The 14,388-nt window shown below is 61.5% G+C and carries 15 protein-coding genes; all 15 read right to left on the reverse strand.

Annotated features, from left to right (window positions below):
* Positions 1 to 590 (reverse strand): FAA hydrolase family protein (locus BM297_RS19810; RefSeq protein WP_139231099.1); only part of this gene is annotated, 590 nt, incomplete at its 3' end.
* The gene (locus BM297_RS19815; RefSeq protein ID WP_092435109.1) at positions 587 to 1,444 is read right to left on the reverse strand and encodes an alpha/beta fold hydrolase; all 858 of its coding nucleotides are present in this window, start codon (positions 1,442 to 1,444) and stop codon (positions 587 to 589) included. The genes BM297_RS19815 and BM297_RS19810, both read right to left, overlap by 4 nt.
* Positions 1,445 to 1,672: 228 nt before the next feature.
* Positions 1,673 to 2,596, reverse strand: coding sequence for a catechol 2,3-dioxygenase (locus tag BM297_RS19820; protein WP_092435112.1), 924 nt, complete (start codon positions 2,594 to 2,596; stop codon positions 1,673 to 1,675).
* A gap of 114 nt (positions 2,597 to 2,710) precedes the next feature.
* On the reverse strand, positions 2,711 to 2,911 hold the full coding sequence (locus tag BM297_RS22200) for a 2Fe-2S iron-sulfur cluster-binding protein (protein ID WP_245768305.1): 201 nt from the start codon (positions 2,909 to 2,911) through the stop codon (positions 2,711 to 2,713).
* Positions 2,912 to 3,072: 161 nt separating this feature from the next.
* A complete protein-coding gene (locus BM297_RS19830) occupies positions 3,073 to 3,852 on the reverse strand; it encodes a 1,6-dihydroxycyclohexa-2,4-diene-1-carboxylate dehydrogenase (protein ID WP_092435114.1) in 780 nt (259 codons plus the stop codon).
* A gap of 153 nt (positions 3,853 to 4,005) precedes the next feature.
* Positions 4,006 to 5,016: a benzoate 1,2-dioxygenase electron transfer component BenC gene (gene benC, locus BM297_RS19835; protein WP_092435117.1), complete on the reverse strand. Its 1,011-nt coding sequence runs from the start codon at positions 5,014 to 5,016 to the stop codon at positions 4,006 to 4,008.
* A gap of 116 nt (positions 5,017 to 5,132) precedes the next feature.
* The gene (gene benB / locus BM297_RS19840; RefSeq protein WP_092435119.1) at positions 5,133 to 5,621 is read right to left on the reverse strand and encodes a benzoate 1,2-dioxygenase small subunit; all 489 of its coding nucleotides are present in this window, start codon (positions 5,619 to 5,621) and stop codon (positions 5,133 to 5,135) included.
* Complete coding sequence (gene benA, locus BM297_RS19845; protein WP_092435122.1) at positions 5,618 to 6,982, reverse strand: benzoate 1,2-dioxygenase large subunit; 1,365 nt, start codon at positions 6,980 to 6,982, stop codon at positions 5,618 to 5,620. The genes benB and benA overlap by 4 nt, the downstream gene beginning before the upstream one ends.
* Positions 6,983 to 7,298: 316 nt before the next feature.
* Positions 7,299 to 8,258: an AraC family transcriptional regulator gene (locus tag BM297_RS19850; protein WP_281250268.1), complete on the reverse strand. Its 960-nt coding sequence runs from the start codon at positions 8,256 to 8,258 to the stop codon at positions 7,299 to 7,301.
* 194 nt (positions 8,259 to 8,452) lie between these two features.
* Positions 8,453 to 9,205, reverse strand: coding sequence for an ABC transporter ATP-binding protein (locus BM297_RS19855; protein WP_245768306.1), 753 nt, complete (start codon positions 9,203 to 9,205; stop codon positions 8,453 to 8,455).
* A complete protein-coding gene (locus BM297_RS19860; protein WP_092435128.1) occupies positions 9,205 to 9,963 on the reverse strand; it encodes an ABC transporter ATP-binding protein in 759 nt (252 codons plus the stop codon). The genes BM297_RS19855 and BM297_RS19860 overlap by 1 nt, the downstream gene beginning before the upstream one ends.
* Positions 9,960 to 10,997: a branched-chain amino acid ABC transporter permease gene (locus BM297_RS19865; RefSeq protein WP_092435131.1), complete on the reverse strand. Its 1,038-nt coding sequence runs from the start codon at positions 10,995 to 10,997 to the stop codon at positions 9,960 to 9,962. Before BM297_RS19865 ends, BM297_RS19860 begins: the two co-directional genes overlap by 4 nt.
* Positions 10,998 to 11,012: 15 nt before the next feature.
* A complete protein-coding gene (locus tag BM297_RS19870; RefSeq protein ID WP_090313850.1) occupies positions 11,013 to 11,873 on the reverse strand; it encodes a branched-chain amino acid ABC transporter permease in 861 nt (286 codons plus the stop codon).
* Between the two features lie 90 nt (positions 11,874 to 11,963).
* Positions 11,964 to 13,235: an ABC transporter substrate-binding protein gene (locus BM297_RS19875; protein WP_342742295.1), complete on the reverse strand. Its 1,272-nt coding sequence runs from the start codon at positions 13,233 to 13,235 to the stop codon at positions 11,964 to 11,966.
* 73 nt (positions 13,236 to 13,308) lie between these two features.
* A partial coding sequence (locus BM297_RS19880) for an OprD family porin (RefSeq protein ID WP_092435218.1) occupies positions 13,309 to 14,388 on the reverse strand: 1,080 nt, incomplete at its 5' end.

Raw genomic sequence — 14,388 nt, forward strand, 5'->3', positions numbered from 1 at the left:
CCGGCGCCGGTGCTGATCTGCTGGCCGTTCTTCTCCACCACCATGCCGCAGGTGACCAGGTCGACCTGGCGCGGCGACACGGCCTGGTCGCCGAGGATGAACAGGCCGCAGGAGGCGTTGTCGGCCACGGTGTCCTGGATCTTGATCTTCCAGTCCTGGATGCGCGAATCGACCACCTCGAAGCAGGGGATCACGCACTCGGTGGCGGCCAGCACGTCGGCGTTGGTGATGCCGGGGCCCATCAGGTCCTTCTTGAGGATGAAGGCGATCTCGCCCTCGGCCTTGGGCTGGATCAGCCGCTCGCTGATCGGCATCACCGCGCCGCTGCTGAACACCATGGCGTCGGTCAGGTAGCCGAAGTCCGGCTGGTGCACGCCGAGCATGGTCTGTACGGCCTTGCTGGTCAGGCCGATCTTCTTGCCGATGATCTTCTCGCCGGCGGCCAGGCGGCGCTCGAGCATGCGCAGGGAGATCTGGTAGGCGTCGTCGATGCTCAGATCGAAACGGCTGGTCAGCGGGGCCACGGCCTCGCGGCTCAGCATGGCCTGGTAGAGCTCGTCGCCGAGCTGTTGGATCAGCTCTTGATTCATGCACATTTTCCCTGAGAAGCGTCAGCCTCAGCGAGGAAGTCCTCGACCAGACGGGCGAAGCGGCCGGCGTGTTCGATCTGAGTCCAGTGGCCGCAGTGGCCGAAGACGTGCAGCTGGCTGTTGGGGATGAGGTCGGACAGGGCCAGCGAGGCGGACAGTGGGATCACCCGGTCCTCGCGGCCATGGATGACCAGAGTCTCATGAGACAGGCTGCTGATCTGTGCCGGGTCGCTGGCGAGACCGTCGACCCAGCGCTGGCGCGGCGCCGGGAACATGGCGGCGAACGACTCCTGAAAGCCCGGGCGGATGCTGGCCTGGTAGCGCAACTCGGCCAGCTCGTCGTTGACCAGGTTGCGGTCGTAGGCGAACACATCGAGCAGTCGGCGCATCTCTTCAAATGAAGGGTTGTACCCCCATACTGCGTCCAGTCCCTCGGTGATCGGGAAGGACACGCCGACGCTGCCCATCAGCACCAACCGGCGCACCCGCTCGGGGTGGCGGATGGCTAGGGCCAGCGCTAGGCCGCCACCGAACGAGTTGCCGACGATGTCGGCCTGCTGGATGCCGAGGGTGTCGAGCATGCCGATGGCATGCTCGACCCAGCGCTGCTGGCTGTAGTGCTGATCGGTCGGACGCTCGCTGTAGCCGAAGCCGAGCATGTCCGGGGCGATCACTCGGCGATGCCTTGCTAGTTCCGGCATCACCAGGCGCCAGTTGGCCCAGGCGGTGACGCCGGGACCGGAGCCGTGGATCAGCAGGACCGGGAAGCCTTCGCCCTGGTCATGTAGGTTGGTACGGTAGCCAGCAGCGAGAATCTCTCGACCGATTTCCGGGCTTGTTACGGGTTGGGTCATGATTACCTCACAGTTTTAAGCAGTTGTTTTCTAACTCGGAGTAGAACACCAGCGGATGCAGCCAGTTTTCGCAGCCGATGCCCGACAGCTTGACGTCGCAGAACGCGGTGCGCAGGTCGTGCAGAAACTAGCTGTTACCCCGGAAAATGCTGGCCTCGAGCTGCACAAGTCGACGTATTCGCTGTTGATGAAGTGCTTGATCTCTTTGTATGAGCAAGATCGTGGCAGTCAGGTTAAAACGGTGAGGAAACGCTCGTTGAGCTGGCGGTCGTGGTAGAAGATCGCCTTGCCCAGTTGGTCAGTTGTCCAAGTCACCGGCGGATGGTCCGGATAGTGGTAGTCGCCGCCGCAGAACACCTCGTTGCGGTTGCCGGAGGGGTCGAAGAAGTAGATGGTCTTGCCGTGGGTCAGGCCGTGGCGGGTCGGGCCGATGTCGATCGAGGTGTCGGTCATGCTGATCAGGTCTGCGGCGCGCAGCACGTCTTCCCAGGTTTCCAGGAAGAACGAGACGTGGTGTAGCTTGCCCTTCTCGTCGTGCTGGATGAACGCCACGTCGTGGGCCTTCATGCTGCAGGTGAAAAACTGGGCGATGCGGTTGCCGTGCGCATCGACTGCCTGTTCGGTCAGGTCGAAGCCAAGCACCTCAGTGAACAGACGCAGGGTTTCCGGCAACTCATCGCCATACATGAGCGCGTGATCAAAGCGCACTGCCTTCATGCCCTTGAGGCCGCGCGGCCAGGCCTCCGGGTTGACCTCGGCTAGGCCCCACTTGCCGGTCTGCTCCTTCTCGGCGAACAGCTCGAAGCGGTGACCGGATGGTGCGCTGAAGCGGATACGGCGGCCACAGCCCTTCAGCTCACCGGCAGGGATACTCTCCACCGGGCAGCCGAATGCCACGAGATCCTCGGTCAACTGCCCGAGGGCGGTTTCGTTGATCACCTTGAAGCCCATGAAGTCCATGCCGGCCTCGTCAGCCTCGCGCAGCACCACTGAGAATTTGTCGACCTCGCTCCACGCCTTGAGGTACACGCGGCCGCTCTCGTCGCGGTCGACCTCGATCAGGCCCAGAAGCTCGACGTAGTGTTCCAGGGCCTTGGCCATGTCCAGTACGCGCACTTGGATGTGGCCGGGGCGCATTACACCTTTGTTCATCTCGACACCTCTGTTGTCTTTTTTGTTGGGTCTAAATCATCATGAATCCAACACCGGACCCAGGACTTTGCTAGCCCGAATTGCTCCCGGAAACGGCTTTTCCCGGATAGCGCTTTATGACCAGGTCACTACGTGGATAAAATTGGCAGGCCAGCACCCAGACCTGTGCGTGTGCCTCAGGTGGTGCGTGGGTGGTGCGTGGCGAGAACTCATGCGGCCGCAGTCGAACTCGCCGCGGACTACCAGCACCAGACATAACTCACATCCGCCTCCGCGGCATCCGACCAGCACGCAGCATTTACCTTGGATCTCCATCGTCCGTAGAACTGATTGATAGCTGCTATCTATCGCTCACCGAAATGTGGAAAAAGTTCGTAGCGGCTGAAGAGTTGGCCAAATCTCGAATATGGATTACGGAACATCTTCTGTACCTTGCTTCGTGGTATGTCGATTCCTCCACTTATCAGGTGCAAGGATCAGCCAAGATCTCCTCCTGCCACCGGCAGAGTCACACCAGTGATGTAGGAGGCTTCGTCGGAGGCGAGGAAGAGAATGGCGGCCGCCTGTTCGTCGGTGGTGCCGTAGCGCTTCATCAGGCTTCTTTGGATGGTCTGATCAACGATCTGCTGGTACCAGACCTTCTCCTGCTCGCTCTGTTCTGCAGCATTACGCGGGATACGGCGTGGAGGTGCCTCCGTGCCGCCTGGCGCGGTAGCGTTGACACGAATACCAAACTCGGCGGTTTCAAGCGCCAGGCAGGCAGTCAGTGCGTTGACGCCACCCTTGGCAGCACCGTAGGGCACGCGGTTATTAACCCCGCGGGTAGCCACCGAGGATACGTTGACGATGGCGCCCTTCCCCTGTTTGAGCATCTGCGGCAGTGCGGCATGGCAACACCACAGAGTGGGAAACAGCGATCGGCGCACCTCTGCCTCAATCTCGTGCTCCAGATAGCGATCGAACGGCTTGACCCAGATGGTGCCACCGACGTTATTGATCAGGATGTCGAGACGACCGAAGCGCTCGACGGCAGCGGCCATTACCCGCGCGCAATCGGCGTTCTGCTCAAGGTCGGCGGTGAGGGTAAGCACCTCGGCCACGCCGGCCAGTTCGTCAGCCAGCTCATGGACCAGTTCGGAGCGGTCGACCAGCACCAAGCGACCGCCCTCGGTGGCCATCCGCTCGGCCACGCAGCGGCCGATACCCTGAGCGGCACCTGTAACCACTGCGACCTTGTCTTGGAAGCGTTTGCTCATTTTTCCAACCCCAATTTAATGTCGGCGACCAATGGCCTAGGAACGCCAGAAGCAGTGCTCCTAGTCCTTCAAATAAAAAGGATGGAACGGTCTGGCAAACTGCCAGTCCCGCCCATCAAAGGGCTCAGCGCCCGTGGAGCACGTGCAAACTGCTTAGGTGCTGGCGGCGAACTTCTCGTAGTAAAAATTCGCCGGCTGGATGCCGCATTGATGCAGGGTTTGGCGCACTGCCTCGACCATAGGCGGCGGGCCGCACAGGTAGATATCCACTTCACCGTCGCGCAGTTGTGCGGTGTCCAGGTGGTCGGTCACGTAGCCCTTGTGCGGATAAGCGCTGTCCGCATTGGCCACACAGGCTCGCCAGGTGAAATTGGGCAGGCGCTGGGTGAAGGCTTCCAGCTTGTCCATAGCCACTAGGTCGAAGTCATTGGTGACACCGTAGATCAGGTGCACCGGGTACTCGCTGCCCTCCGCGGCGACTTTCTCGAGCATGGCCAAGAACGGGGCGAGACCGGTACCTCCAGCTAGCAGCAGCAGCGGGCGCTTGATATCGCGCAGGTAGAAACTGCCCAGCGGGCCGGTCATGGTCATCTCATCACCGGCTTTCGCCGCACCGGTCAGGTAGCCGCTCATCAGCCCGCCCGGCACGTTGCGGATTAGGAACGAAACCTTGCCGTCCTGGGGCATCGAGCTAAAGGAGTAGGCACGGGTCTGCCCGCTGCCCGGCACCCGTAGGTTGACGTACTGGCCAGGCAGGAACGCCAGCGTGCCTAGTTCATCTCCCTCCAGCTCCAGGCTCAGTGTGCTGCCGGACAGCGCCTTGATCTCTCGGATCGATGCTTGAATGCTCCCCTGCCTGATACGGCAGGCGTTGGACGGAGCCGGCACGCGCAACACGCAGTCGCTCTGCGCGCGCATTTGGCAGGTCAGCGCCATGCCCTGGGCCGCCTCGCCCGCGCTGAGGGCGTCCTCGATGAAGTCCTCGCCGAGTTCGTAGCTGCCGGACTCGACCTGGCACTTGCAGGCACCGCAGGCGCCCACTCTGCAGTCCAGCGGGATGTTGACGCCCTGTCGGTAGGCGGCGTCGGCCACGGTTTCGCTGGTATTGGCGTCGATGAAGCGGGTCACCCCGTCTTCAAAGTTCAGTGCGATCTTGTACGACATGCTGCACCTACTTGGATCTTGTTATTCAGCACAGGCCTAAGCCTGGCGGTCACGCAAGCTGAAACGATCTTCCTGGCACGAGCGGGCCGCCACGGGGGGAGACCCGCTCGCCTTGCTCAGATGTGGTAAATGTCCATCACGTGACGGACGTAGTCGTTCTTCAGCACCACTTTCTTCTCCTTGATCAGCGGGCTCGTACCGCGGGTATCCAGGGTGTAGAAGCTGGTGCCGTAGTACTGGTCGACGACCTTGTAGCGGAAGCTCAGGGTGTGCCAGTTGAAGCGCACCTTGCAGAAGCCTTCGTCCTGCTCGACGATCTCGATGTTGTTGATGTTGTGCGAGGTGCGGGTGTCCGGAATGCTCGCACTGGAACGCTCGGTGCGGATGCGGAAGATACGATCCTCAAGTCCTGCGCGGCGGCCGTACCAGATCAGCGAGATTTCCTTCTGCGGATCCTCGGTCAACTCGTCGTTGTCGTCCCAGGCCGGCACCCAGAAGATGGCGTCCTGCGCGTACAGCTCGAGCCAGCTCTCCCAGTCTTTGTCATCGAGGAAGCGGGCTTCCTGGTAGAGAAAATCGCGTACGGCTTCGTAGGAGATGCTCATTGCCCGGCCTCCACGTGGATCAGGTTCTGCTGTTCTTGTTCGACGGCCTTCTTCATGCTGGCCAGCCAGTGGCGGTGCTGTACTACGAACAGCCCCTCATCCTCAGTGCGTGCACCTGAAAGCAACGGTTTAAGATCGATTTCCTTGGCCGCCTCGTCGGCACCCTCGATCCAGTGCGTGGCCCCGCGAGACATGTCGTTCCACGGCGCAGCGCTGCCCATGAAACCTTCCTGACAGGCACGGAATTCCTCGAGGTCGTCTGGAGTGGCCATGCCACTGGCGTTGAAGAAATCTTCGTACTGACGGATGCGGTGGGCGCGAGCCTCGGCGCTCTCGCCCTTGGGCGCGATGCAGTAGATGGTGACTTCCGTCCTGTCCACCGACAGCGGACGGGTGATGCGCACCTGCGAGCCCATCTGGTCCATCAGGTACAGGTTCGGGTACAGACACAGGTTGCGTGAGTTGCCAATCATCCAATCGGCGCGGATCTGACCGAACTCAGTGGCTAGTTCATCGCGCCGAGAATAGAGCGGACGGTCCTCCGGGTTATCCCAGCGGCTCCACAGCAGCAGGTGGCCATTCTCGAACGAGTAGAAGCCACCACCCTTCTTGCCCCAACCACCAGCACTCATGGCGCGGATATCATCACCAGCCTCTTTCTGCTTGCGTTGTTGCTGAGTAGCCGCGTAATTCCAGTGAGTGGCAGTGACATGGTAGCCATCGGCACCGTTCTCGGCCTGCAGCTTCCAGTTACCCTCGAACACGTAGGTGGAGGAGCCACGCAGCACTTCCAGGCCTTCCGGCGACTGGTCGACGATCATGTCGATGATCTTCGCCGACTCGCCAAGGTGCTCGACCAGCGGTGGCACGTCGGCATTCAGGCTGCCGAACAGGAAGCCGCGGTACGACTCGAAACGGGCGATCTTCTTCAGGTCGTGGGAGCCGCTGCAGTTGAAGCTGTCCGGGTAGCCGGCCTCGATCGGATCCTTGACCTTGAGCAGCTTGCCGTTGGTGTCGAAGGTCCAGCCGTGGAACGGGCAGGTGTAGGTGGCCTTGTTGCCGTGCTTGAAGCGGCACAGGGTGGCGCCACGGTGGCTGCAGGCGTTGATGAAGGCGTTCAGCTCGCCGGCACGGTTGCGCGCGATGAACACCGGCTGACGGCCCATCGTCACGGTGTAGTAGTCGTTCTTCTCGGGAATTTGGCTCTCATGAGCCAGGTAGATCCAGTTACCCTCGAAGATGTACTTCATCTCGAGCTCGAAAAGCTCGGGGTTGGTGAACATCTCGCGCTTGCAGCGATAGACACCTTTGTTCTTGTCTTCTTCAAGCAGACTGTTGATGTATTCGAGTCTCAGGGTCATTGCCATGGCTCCGTTGTTATTGTTTCGGCGAAATAAATACTAAGACCCTGAGCTGTCGCCAGGATAGCCACTCCTTGCACTCCTGCATCCTTTTTCTGTAATTTATGTAGGTTGTTTATGAAGTGTTTCGAAAACAACAACGAAAGGCGGCTGGGGCTTTGGTGAATAGAGTCATGCCCTCTGATGAGGGGCTATGGATTTTCTGTAGTCGCAGAAATAGAATAAGCAGCAGGAGGTGCAAGGGGCGTTCAGATTAACCCTTGCGGAGGGGTTATGTTTCATTCTTTCAATTAATCAAAGACAATTAGTGCAGTTATCATCTTCGATAATTTAAATTTGCATGCTGTCGGAGAGTGTCAGAAGGTAGTTCGCCGAAAGCGTTCCTGTAGTTTTCCGCGAAACGGCCTAGGTGAAGGAATCCGTAATCCAGGGCCACCTCGGTAATGCTGCGAATTTTGCTTTCTGGATCGCTGAGATAAGTATGTATACGCTCGAGTTTTAGCCTGCGAATATAGTTCATTGGTGTGGTGTTGGCACGCTTTTCGAATAAATTGTAGAGCGATCGCGGGCTCATCCGTGCAACCGCAGCCATTTGATCGAGGCTGATGTTTTTCTTGAGGTTTTCCTCAATAAATTGAACAACCCGCTCAAAAGGGGATCCACTTTCTTCGAAGGGCTCACACTCGATATTGTTATCCAGCAGCTCAAGCAGCTTGGTTGCAATGATCCCTGTGAAGTATTCCCGCAGCCGAGATGGTGCATGCACGCGCTCTGACTCGTCACAGACCAAATTGAGCAGGCTGGAAAAGCCGTTAAGCTGCTGCAGGCTGTGCCGGGGGCTGAAGCGGATACCCTCTATCGGCTTGTTCCAGTGGTTGTCGCTGCAGACCCGCTCCAAAGCAGTCACTGGAAGTTTGACAATGAATTTCTCGCAATCATTCGAGTAGGTCAGGTCAGCCGGATCATCAGGATTTATAAGCAATAATTCGCCCGGTGCAAAGTAGTGCTCATTTCCGTGACCACGCCACAGGCAATGCCCTTTAAGCAAAACCTGCAAGTGGTAGCATGTATTCAGTCCTGATGAAGTAACGCTCACGTTACTGCCATAACTGATGCGGCAAAGGTCAAGACTGCCGAAACTACGATGGCTCAAGCTGGCTTCCGCTGCCCGCTTCCTTGGCAAGTTAATTTCATGTGTTCCTATATACTGGTTGACATAGTCGGAGACGCTATAAGGGTCTGCGTTAGAGAAAATCTGACTGTTTTCGCTCAACATATCGAAACCCACTCTATTTCAGTTTTTTATATCTATTTTAGCGGTAGTGACGCTGGCCACATTGAGCGTCACTTGCCACATTAATAGCAGAAAAATACCAAAATTACAGAGCTTTCCGATCAACTACCGCAAAGACGGAGCGCTCCGAGTAAGCACTAAGCAAATAGGTGCACATGGTCAATTTTTCCGCCAGGCTACAGACCGATATGCTCCTGGAGCAGCTCGGGCTGCTGCTTGAGTTCGGCGCTGGGGCCATCGTAGACCACCCGGCCCTTGACCATGATCATGCTGCGGTCGGTCAGGTCGAGCAGCACGCCGACGTTCTTGTCGACCACCAGGGTGGCGATGCCGGTGTCCCTGACCGCGCGGATCACCTGCCAGATCTCCTTGCGGATCAGCGGCGCCAGGCCTTCGGTGGCCTCGTCGAGGATCATCAGGTCGGGGTTGGTCATCAGCGCGCGGCCGATGGCGACCATCTGCTGCTCGCCACCGGAGAGGTTGCCGGTGTAGTGGGCGAAGCGCTCGGCCAGGCGCGGGAAGGTCGCCAGCACGCGGTCGAGATCCCAGTCGCAGCGGCCGTCGACGCCCGGCCGCGCGGCCATTACCAGGCTCTCGCGCACGGTCAGGTTGGGGAACATGCCGCGCCCTTCCGGGACGAAGCCGATGCCGCGGCGGATGATCCTGTAGGTCGGCTGGCCGGTCATCGGCTCGCCCTTGATGCGCACCTCGCCGCGGCGCGGCGCGGTGAGGCCGAGGATCGAGCGGATGGTGGTGCTCTTGCCCATGCCGTTGCGGCCGAGCAGGGCCAGGGTCTCGCCCGGCGCGATGTGGAAATCGACGCCGTGCAGGATGTGGCTGTTGCCGTAGTAGGTGTGCAGGCCGCGGGCCTCGACCAGCGGGGTGGCCGGTTCGACGCGGGTGGCCATGGCTTGTGCTGCGCTGCTCATCAGAAGTTCTCCTCGCCGTCGCCCAGATAGGCTTCCTGTACCGCCGGGTCGTTGCGCACCTGGTCCAGCGGGCCGCTGGCCAGCATCTGGCCGTTGACCATCACGGTCAGCTTGTGGGCGATGCTGAACACCGCGTCCATGTCGTGCTCGACCAGCACCAGCGAGTAGTTCTTCGACAGCCGGGCGAGCAGCTCGACCACTCGGCTCGACTCGTCCTTGCCCATGCCCGCCATCGGCTCGTCGAGCAGCAGGAAGCTCGGCTCGGTGGCCAGCACCATACCGATCTCCAGCTGGCGCTGTTCGCCGTAGCTCATGGTACCGGCGATCACGTCGCGCTTGGCGGACAGCCCGCACAGCTCCAGGCCCAGCTCGGCGCGCTCGCGCACTGCCGCGTAGCTCTCGCTGCGGCGGAAGAAGCGGAACGAGTTCTTCAGCCGCGACTGCGCCGCCAGCCAGCAGTTCTCCATGCAGGTGAAGGTCGGGAAGATGTTGGTGCGCTGGAAGCTGCGGCCCATGCCCAGGTGCGAGATGCGGTTGGGCGAGGTGCCGGTGATGTCCTGACCCTTGAAGATGATCTGCCCGTCGCACGGCGGCAGGTGCCCGGACAGCAGGTTGACCATGGTGCTCTTGCCGGCGCCGTTGGGGCCGATGATCGCGTGCACCTCGCACGCGCCGACCTGCAGGGACACGTCGCTGACCGCGGTGAGGCCGCCGAAGGTCTTGGTCAGGCCACGGGTTTCCAGAATGATCGCGCTCATTGTGCCGCCTCCTCTTGCACCTTGCCGGCCGCGGCAGGGGCAGCGGCCTTGTCGTTCTTCGCCTTGCGTTCGCTCAACTGCAGCAGCAGTCCGGCGATGCCGCGCGGCAGCAGCAGGACCATGCCGATCACCACCAGGCCCATCAGCAGCTCCCAGTGCGGGGTCAACGCGGCGAAGCCGGCGTGCAGACCCTCGAAGGCGAAGGCACCGAGGATCGCGCCGAACAGGGTGCCCATGCCGCCGAGGATGACCATCACCAGCACGTGGGCCGACAGCTCCCAGCCGACTTGGCTGGGGCTGACGAAGCCGTACTGGGTGGCCGACAGCATGCCGGCGTAGCCGGCCAGGGTGCCGGCGATGACGAAGGCGGCCAGCTTGTAGAACAGCGGGTTGTAGCCCATGGCGCGGACCCGCGACTCGTTCTCCTTGATGCCCAGCAGCACCTGGCCGAAGGGCGCGCGCAGGAAGGTGCGCAGCAGCAGGAACACGCCGACCAAGGAGGCCAGCGCCACGTAGAACAGCGTGCTGCGCTTCTCCAGGTCGAGCAGCTGCACGCCGGCGATACTGACGTCCGGTTTCATGAACAGGTAGGCGCCGTCCGAGCCGCCGGCGAAGGAGGCGTCGTGGAACAGGTAGAAGAGCATCTGCGAGAAGGCGATGGTCGCCATGATGAAGAAGATCCCCGAGGTGCGGATGATCAGCAGGCCCATGACCAGCGCGGCCAGGGCGCTGACGCCCAGGCACAACGGCAGGGCGATCCAGATGCTGAGCGCCTCGTACTCGGGAGCGACCAGCACCAGGGTGTAGCCGGCGATGCCGAAGAAGGCGGCCTGGGCCAGGCTGACCATGCCGCTGATGCCGACCAGCAGGTCGAGACTCAGCGCGACGATGGCGATGATCATGATGGTGGTCAGCTTCTGCAGGTAGAAGTCGTGCTGCTCGCCGGCCAGCGCCGCACCGAACAGCGGGTAGAGCGCCAGCAGCAGGGTGAGCACGAGCAGCAGCAGCCGGACCGGGGTGGGCAGAATGCGCATGGGTAGGGTCTCCAGTCAGGCGAACAGGCCGCGGGGTTTGAACAGCAGCACGGCCGCCATCAGCACGTAGACCACCATGCCGGCGAAGTCCGGCACCAGCACGGCGCCCCAGGTGGCGGTGAGACCGACCAGCAGGGCGCCGAGGAAGGCGCCGCGGATCGAACCGAGGCCGCCGATCACCACCACCACGAAGGCGATGATCAGCACCTGGTTGCCCATCCCCGGATACACCGAGGACACCGGCGCGGCGATCATCCCGGCGAAGGCGGTCAGCGCCGCGCCGGCGGCGAACACCAGGGTGTAGATGCGGCGGATGTCGATGCCCAGGCCCTGGACCATCTCGCGGTTGCTGGCGCCGCCGCGGATGATCATGCCCAGGCGGGTGCGCTGCAGGATCAGGTACATGGCCAGGGCGATCACCGCGCACACCGCGGAGACGAACAGGCGGTAGACCGGATAGTCGAGGGTCTCGGTGAGGGCGATCGAGCCGGACAGGAAGGCCGGGATCGCCACGCTGTGCACGTCGTTGCCCCAGAGGATGCTCTGCAGGGCGTCGAACACCAGGATCAGGCCGAAGGTCAGCAGCACCTGGTCGAGGTGGTTGCGCTTGTACAGCGCCTGCATCAGGAAGCGCTCGATCAGCACGCCGAGGCCGACCGCCAGCGGCACGGCGAGGAGGATGGCGAGGAACAGGTGGCCGACCAGCGAGGTCAGCCACCAGGCGAGGTAGGCGCCGACCATGTACAGGGCGCCGTGGGCCAGGTTGATGATGTGCATGATGCCGAAGATCAGCGTGAGACCGCTGGCGATCAGAAACAGCAGCAGCCCGTACTGCAGACCGTTCATGGTCTGGATGAGAATGCTGGACAACTCCATGGTGATATTTCCACGCGATGGATGACAGAAGCCCGGGCACCGGCTGCCAGGGGATGGAGCGGCCGGTGCCTGGGGGCGAACGCGAGTGCTTTAGCGAGCGGCCGCTGAGACCTGCCGCAGCTTGCAGCCCGGGGCAGGGTCGCTCAGCTTGGCCGAAGCCACCTTGACCACCACGTTGGCGCCGTTGCGCACTTCACGCAGGTAGACGTTCTGCACCGGGTTGTGGGCCTTGGAGAAGGTCCACTCGCCGCGCGGGCTGGCGATGCGCGCGTTTTCCATGGCCTGGATCCAGGCGGCGCGGTCCGCGGTGTTGCCGGCCACCGCCTGCAGCGACTGGGCCAGCAGTAGGCCGGTGTCGTAGCCCTGCACCGCGTAGATATCCGCTTCCTTGCCGAACTGCTGCTTGTAGTCGCTGCGGAACTTGAAGTTCTCGGCGGTCTCCAGCGAGTCGGCGTAGTGCAGGGTGGTCAGCAGACCCTCAGCGGCGGCGCCCTGGGCAGCCAGGGTGCCCTCGGTGAGGAAGCCCGAGCCGAGCAGCGGGATCTTGTCCTTGAGGCCGGCCGCCGCGTAGTCCTTGACGAATTTGGCGGCACCGCCGCCGGCGAAGAACACGAACACCGCATCGGGCTTGAGCGCGGCGATTTCGGTCAGCTGCGACTGGAATTCAACTTCCGGGAAGGGCAGCCAGATCTTCTTGATGATTTTACCACCGGCCTTTTCAAAACCATCCTTAAAGGCCTCCACCGACTCGGTGCCGAAACCGTAGCGCCACGTAACGGTAACGATGTTCTTGTAGCCCTTTTCCGCAGCGATCTTGCCCATCGGATAGGCCGTCTGCCAAGAAGAGAAGGAAGTTCGGAAGATGTTCTCTGCACACATCGGGCCGGTGGCGGCGTTGAAACCGGCGTTAGGGATGATCAGTGGTACGCCGGTTTCGCGGGCGACCTTGAGCGCGCCCATGCCGACGCCGGAGTGCATTGGACCGACCACCACGTCGACCTTGGCGCCGGAGACCAGCTTCTGCATGTTCTGCACAGCCTTGGCCGGATCGGCCTCGCTGTCGACCACCACGAACTCGACCTCGCGCCCGCCGAGCGTGCTGCCCTGCTGCTCGATGGCCAGTTTGAGGCCGTTGGTGGTTGCTTCGCCAGTAGCCGCATAGGTACCAGTATAGGGAAGCAGCAAGCCAACTTTGATTGGATCAGCCGCTTGCACGCCGCCAGTCAAGGCACTGGTCAAGGCTAGGGCCAAGGCATGAGCAACGAACATTTTTCTCGGGATTTTTGCGCTAGCTTGAGATGCTTTATTGTTGTTGTGCATTTTCTTCTCCATAACCAACAAATTGACAATTTGTGTAGCCATTCAGAAAGATCTAATATTAAATTTCTAGGAGGTTTTCATCCCCCCTCGAATAACAATCATCACTGTCAAATGATCAGAAAAGGGCTAGGTTGTAGCTGACGATCAGACGGTTCTCGTCGATATCGGGACGATAGTTGGAACGCGCGACCACGTTGCGCACCCGTACGCTGACGTTCTTTAGCGGGCCGCTCTGCACTGTGTAGCCGAGGTCCAGATCGCGCTCCCAGTCCTTGCCTTCCTCAGCACCGCCGGTGTCGACGTTGTCGCCGGTGATGTAGCGCACGGTGCTCACCAGGCCTGGGATGCCGAGGGCGGCGAAGTCGTAGTCGTAACGCGCCTGCCAGGAACGCTCGTCGGTGGAGGCGAAATCGAAGGTCGGCAGCTCGTTGGCCAGTGGCGTCACGTTGCCGAAGATGCGCACCATGCCGTGGTCACCGGACAGTTCCTGATAACCGACATGGAAGGTATGGCCGCCGCGCTTGGCCGACAGCATGCCGTAGAAGGTCTGGTTGTCGATGGCGCCGGCCAGCTCCTCGCCGTCCTCGCTGGAGTCGAAGTAGCCGAGGTTGGCGCCGAGGGTCCAGGCGCCGAGCGGCTCGCTGTGCTTGAGGCTGAAAAAGCGCTGGTTGTAGACGTCCTCCAGCTGTGCGTACCAGGCGCCGACGCTGGTGCGGTTCTGGTTGAACGCGTAGTCGGCGCCAGCGTAGTTGAAGCGGTCGCTGCTCACCGCCAGCACCGCTCGGCGGCCGATCCACGGCGACATCGCGTCATCACCGGCCTCGTCGCGATGGCTCATGGCTCGCATCTGGCCGCCCTGCAGGGTCAGCCCGGCGAACTCCTGGGAGACGACGCTCGCCCCGGTGTAGGACGGCGGCAGCAGGCGGATGTCGGAGAAGGTCAGCACCGGCAGGTTGGGTTGCAGCTCGCCGACCTTCAGCTCGGTCTTCGACACCCGGATTTTGAGCGCCGCCCCGGCACGGCTGTACTCGTCGGCCGGCTCGCCATCGGTGTGGCGCGGCATCAGGCCGGTGCCCAGTGCGCCGGCGCGGTCCGCACTGCCGTCCAGCTTGATGCCCAAGAGTCCGATGGCATCGACGCCAAAGCCGACCGGGCCCGGGGTGTAGCCGGACTTGAAGTTGAGGATGAAGCCCTG

Source organism: Geopseudomonas sagittaria, from assembly GCF_900115715.1.
In the GTDB taxonomy this organism is placed as follows: Bacteria; Pseudomonadota; Gammaproteobacteria; order Pseudomonadales; family Pseudomonadaceae; genus Geopseudomonas; species Geopseudomonas sagittaria.

Coding starts and splice junctions, on each gene's coding strand:
- BM297_RS19815 (WP_092435109.1), bottom strand. CDS start 1,444: ATGACCCAACCCGTAACAAGCCCGGAAATCGGTCGAGAGATTCTCGCT.
- BM297_RS19820 (WP_092435112.1), bottom strand. CDS start 2,596: ATGAACAAAGGTGTAATGCGCCCCGGCCACATCCAAGTGCGCGTACTG.
- BM297_RS22200 (WP_245768305.1), bottom strand. CDS start 2,911: ATGGAGATCCAAGGTAAATGCTGCGTGCTGGTCGGATGCCGCGGAGGC.
- BM297_RS19830 (WP_092435114.1), bottom strand. CDS start 3,852: ATGAGCAAACGCTTCCAAGACAAGGTCGCAGTGGTTACAGGTGCCGCT.
- benC (WP_092435117.1), bottom strand. CDS start 5,016: ATGTCGTACAAGATCGCACTGAACTTTGAAGACGGGGTGACCCGCTTC.
- benB (WP_092435119.1), bottom strand. CDS start 5,621: ATGAGCATCTCCTACGAAGCCGTACGCGATTTTCTCTACCAGGAAGCC.
- benA (WP_092435122.1), bottom strand. CDS start 6,982: ATGACCCTGAGACTCGAATACATCAACAGTCTGCTTGAAGAAGACAAG.
- BM297_RS19850 (WP_281250268.1), bottom strand. CDS start 8,258: ATGTTGAGCGAAAACAGTCAGATTTTCTCTAACGCAGACCCTTATAGC.
- BM297_RS19855 (WP_245768306.1), bottom strand. CDS start 9,205: ATGAGCAGCGCAGCACAAGCCATGGCCACCCGCGTCGAACCGGCCACC.
- BM297_RS19860 (WP_092435128.1), bottom strand. CDS start 9,963: ATGAGCGCGATCATTCTGGAAACCCGTGGCCTGACCAAGACCTTCGGC.
- BM297_RS19865 (WP_092435131.1), bottom strand. CDS start 10,997: ATGCGCATTCTGCCCACCCCGGTCCGGCTGCTGCTGCTCGTGCTCACC.
- BM297_RS19870 (WP_090313850.1), bottom strand. CDS start 11,873: ATGGAGTTGTCCAGCATTCTCATCCAGACCATGAACGGTCTGCAGTAC.
- BM297_RS19875 (WP_342742295.1), bottom strand. CDS start 13,235: ATGGCTACACAAATTGTCAATTTGTTGGTTATGGAGAAGAAAATGCAC.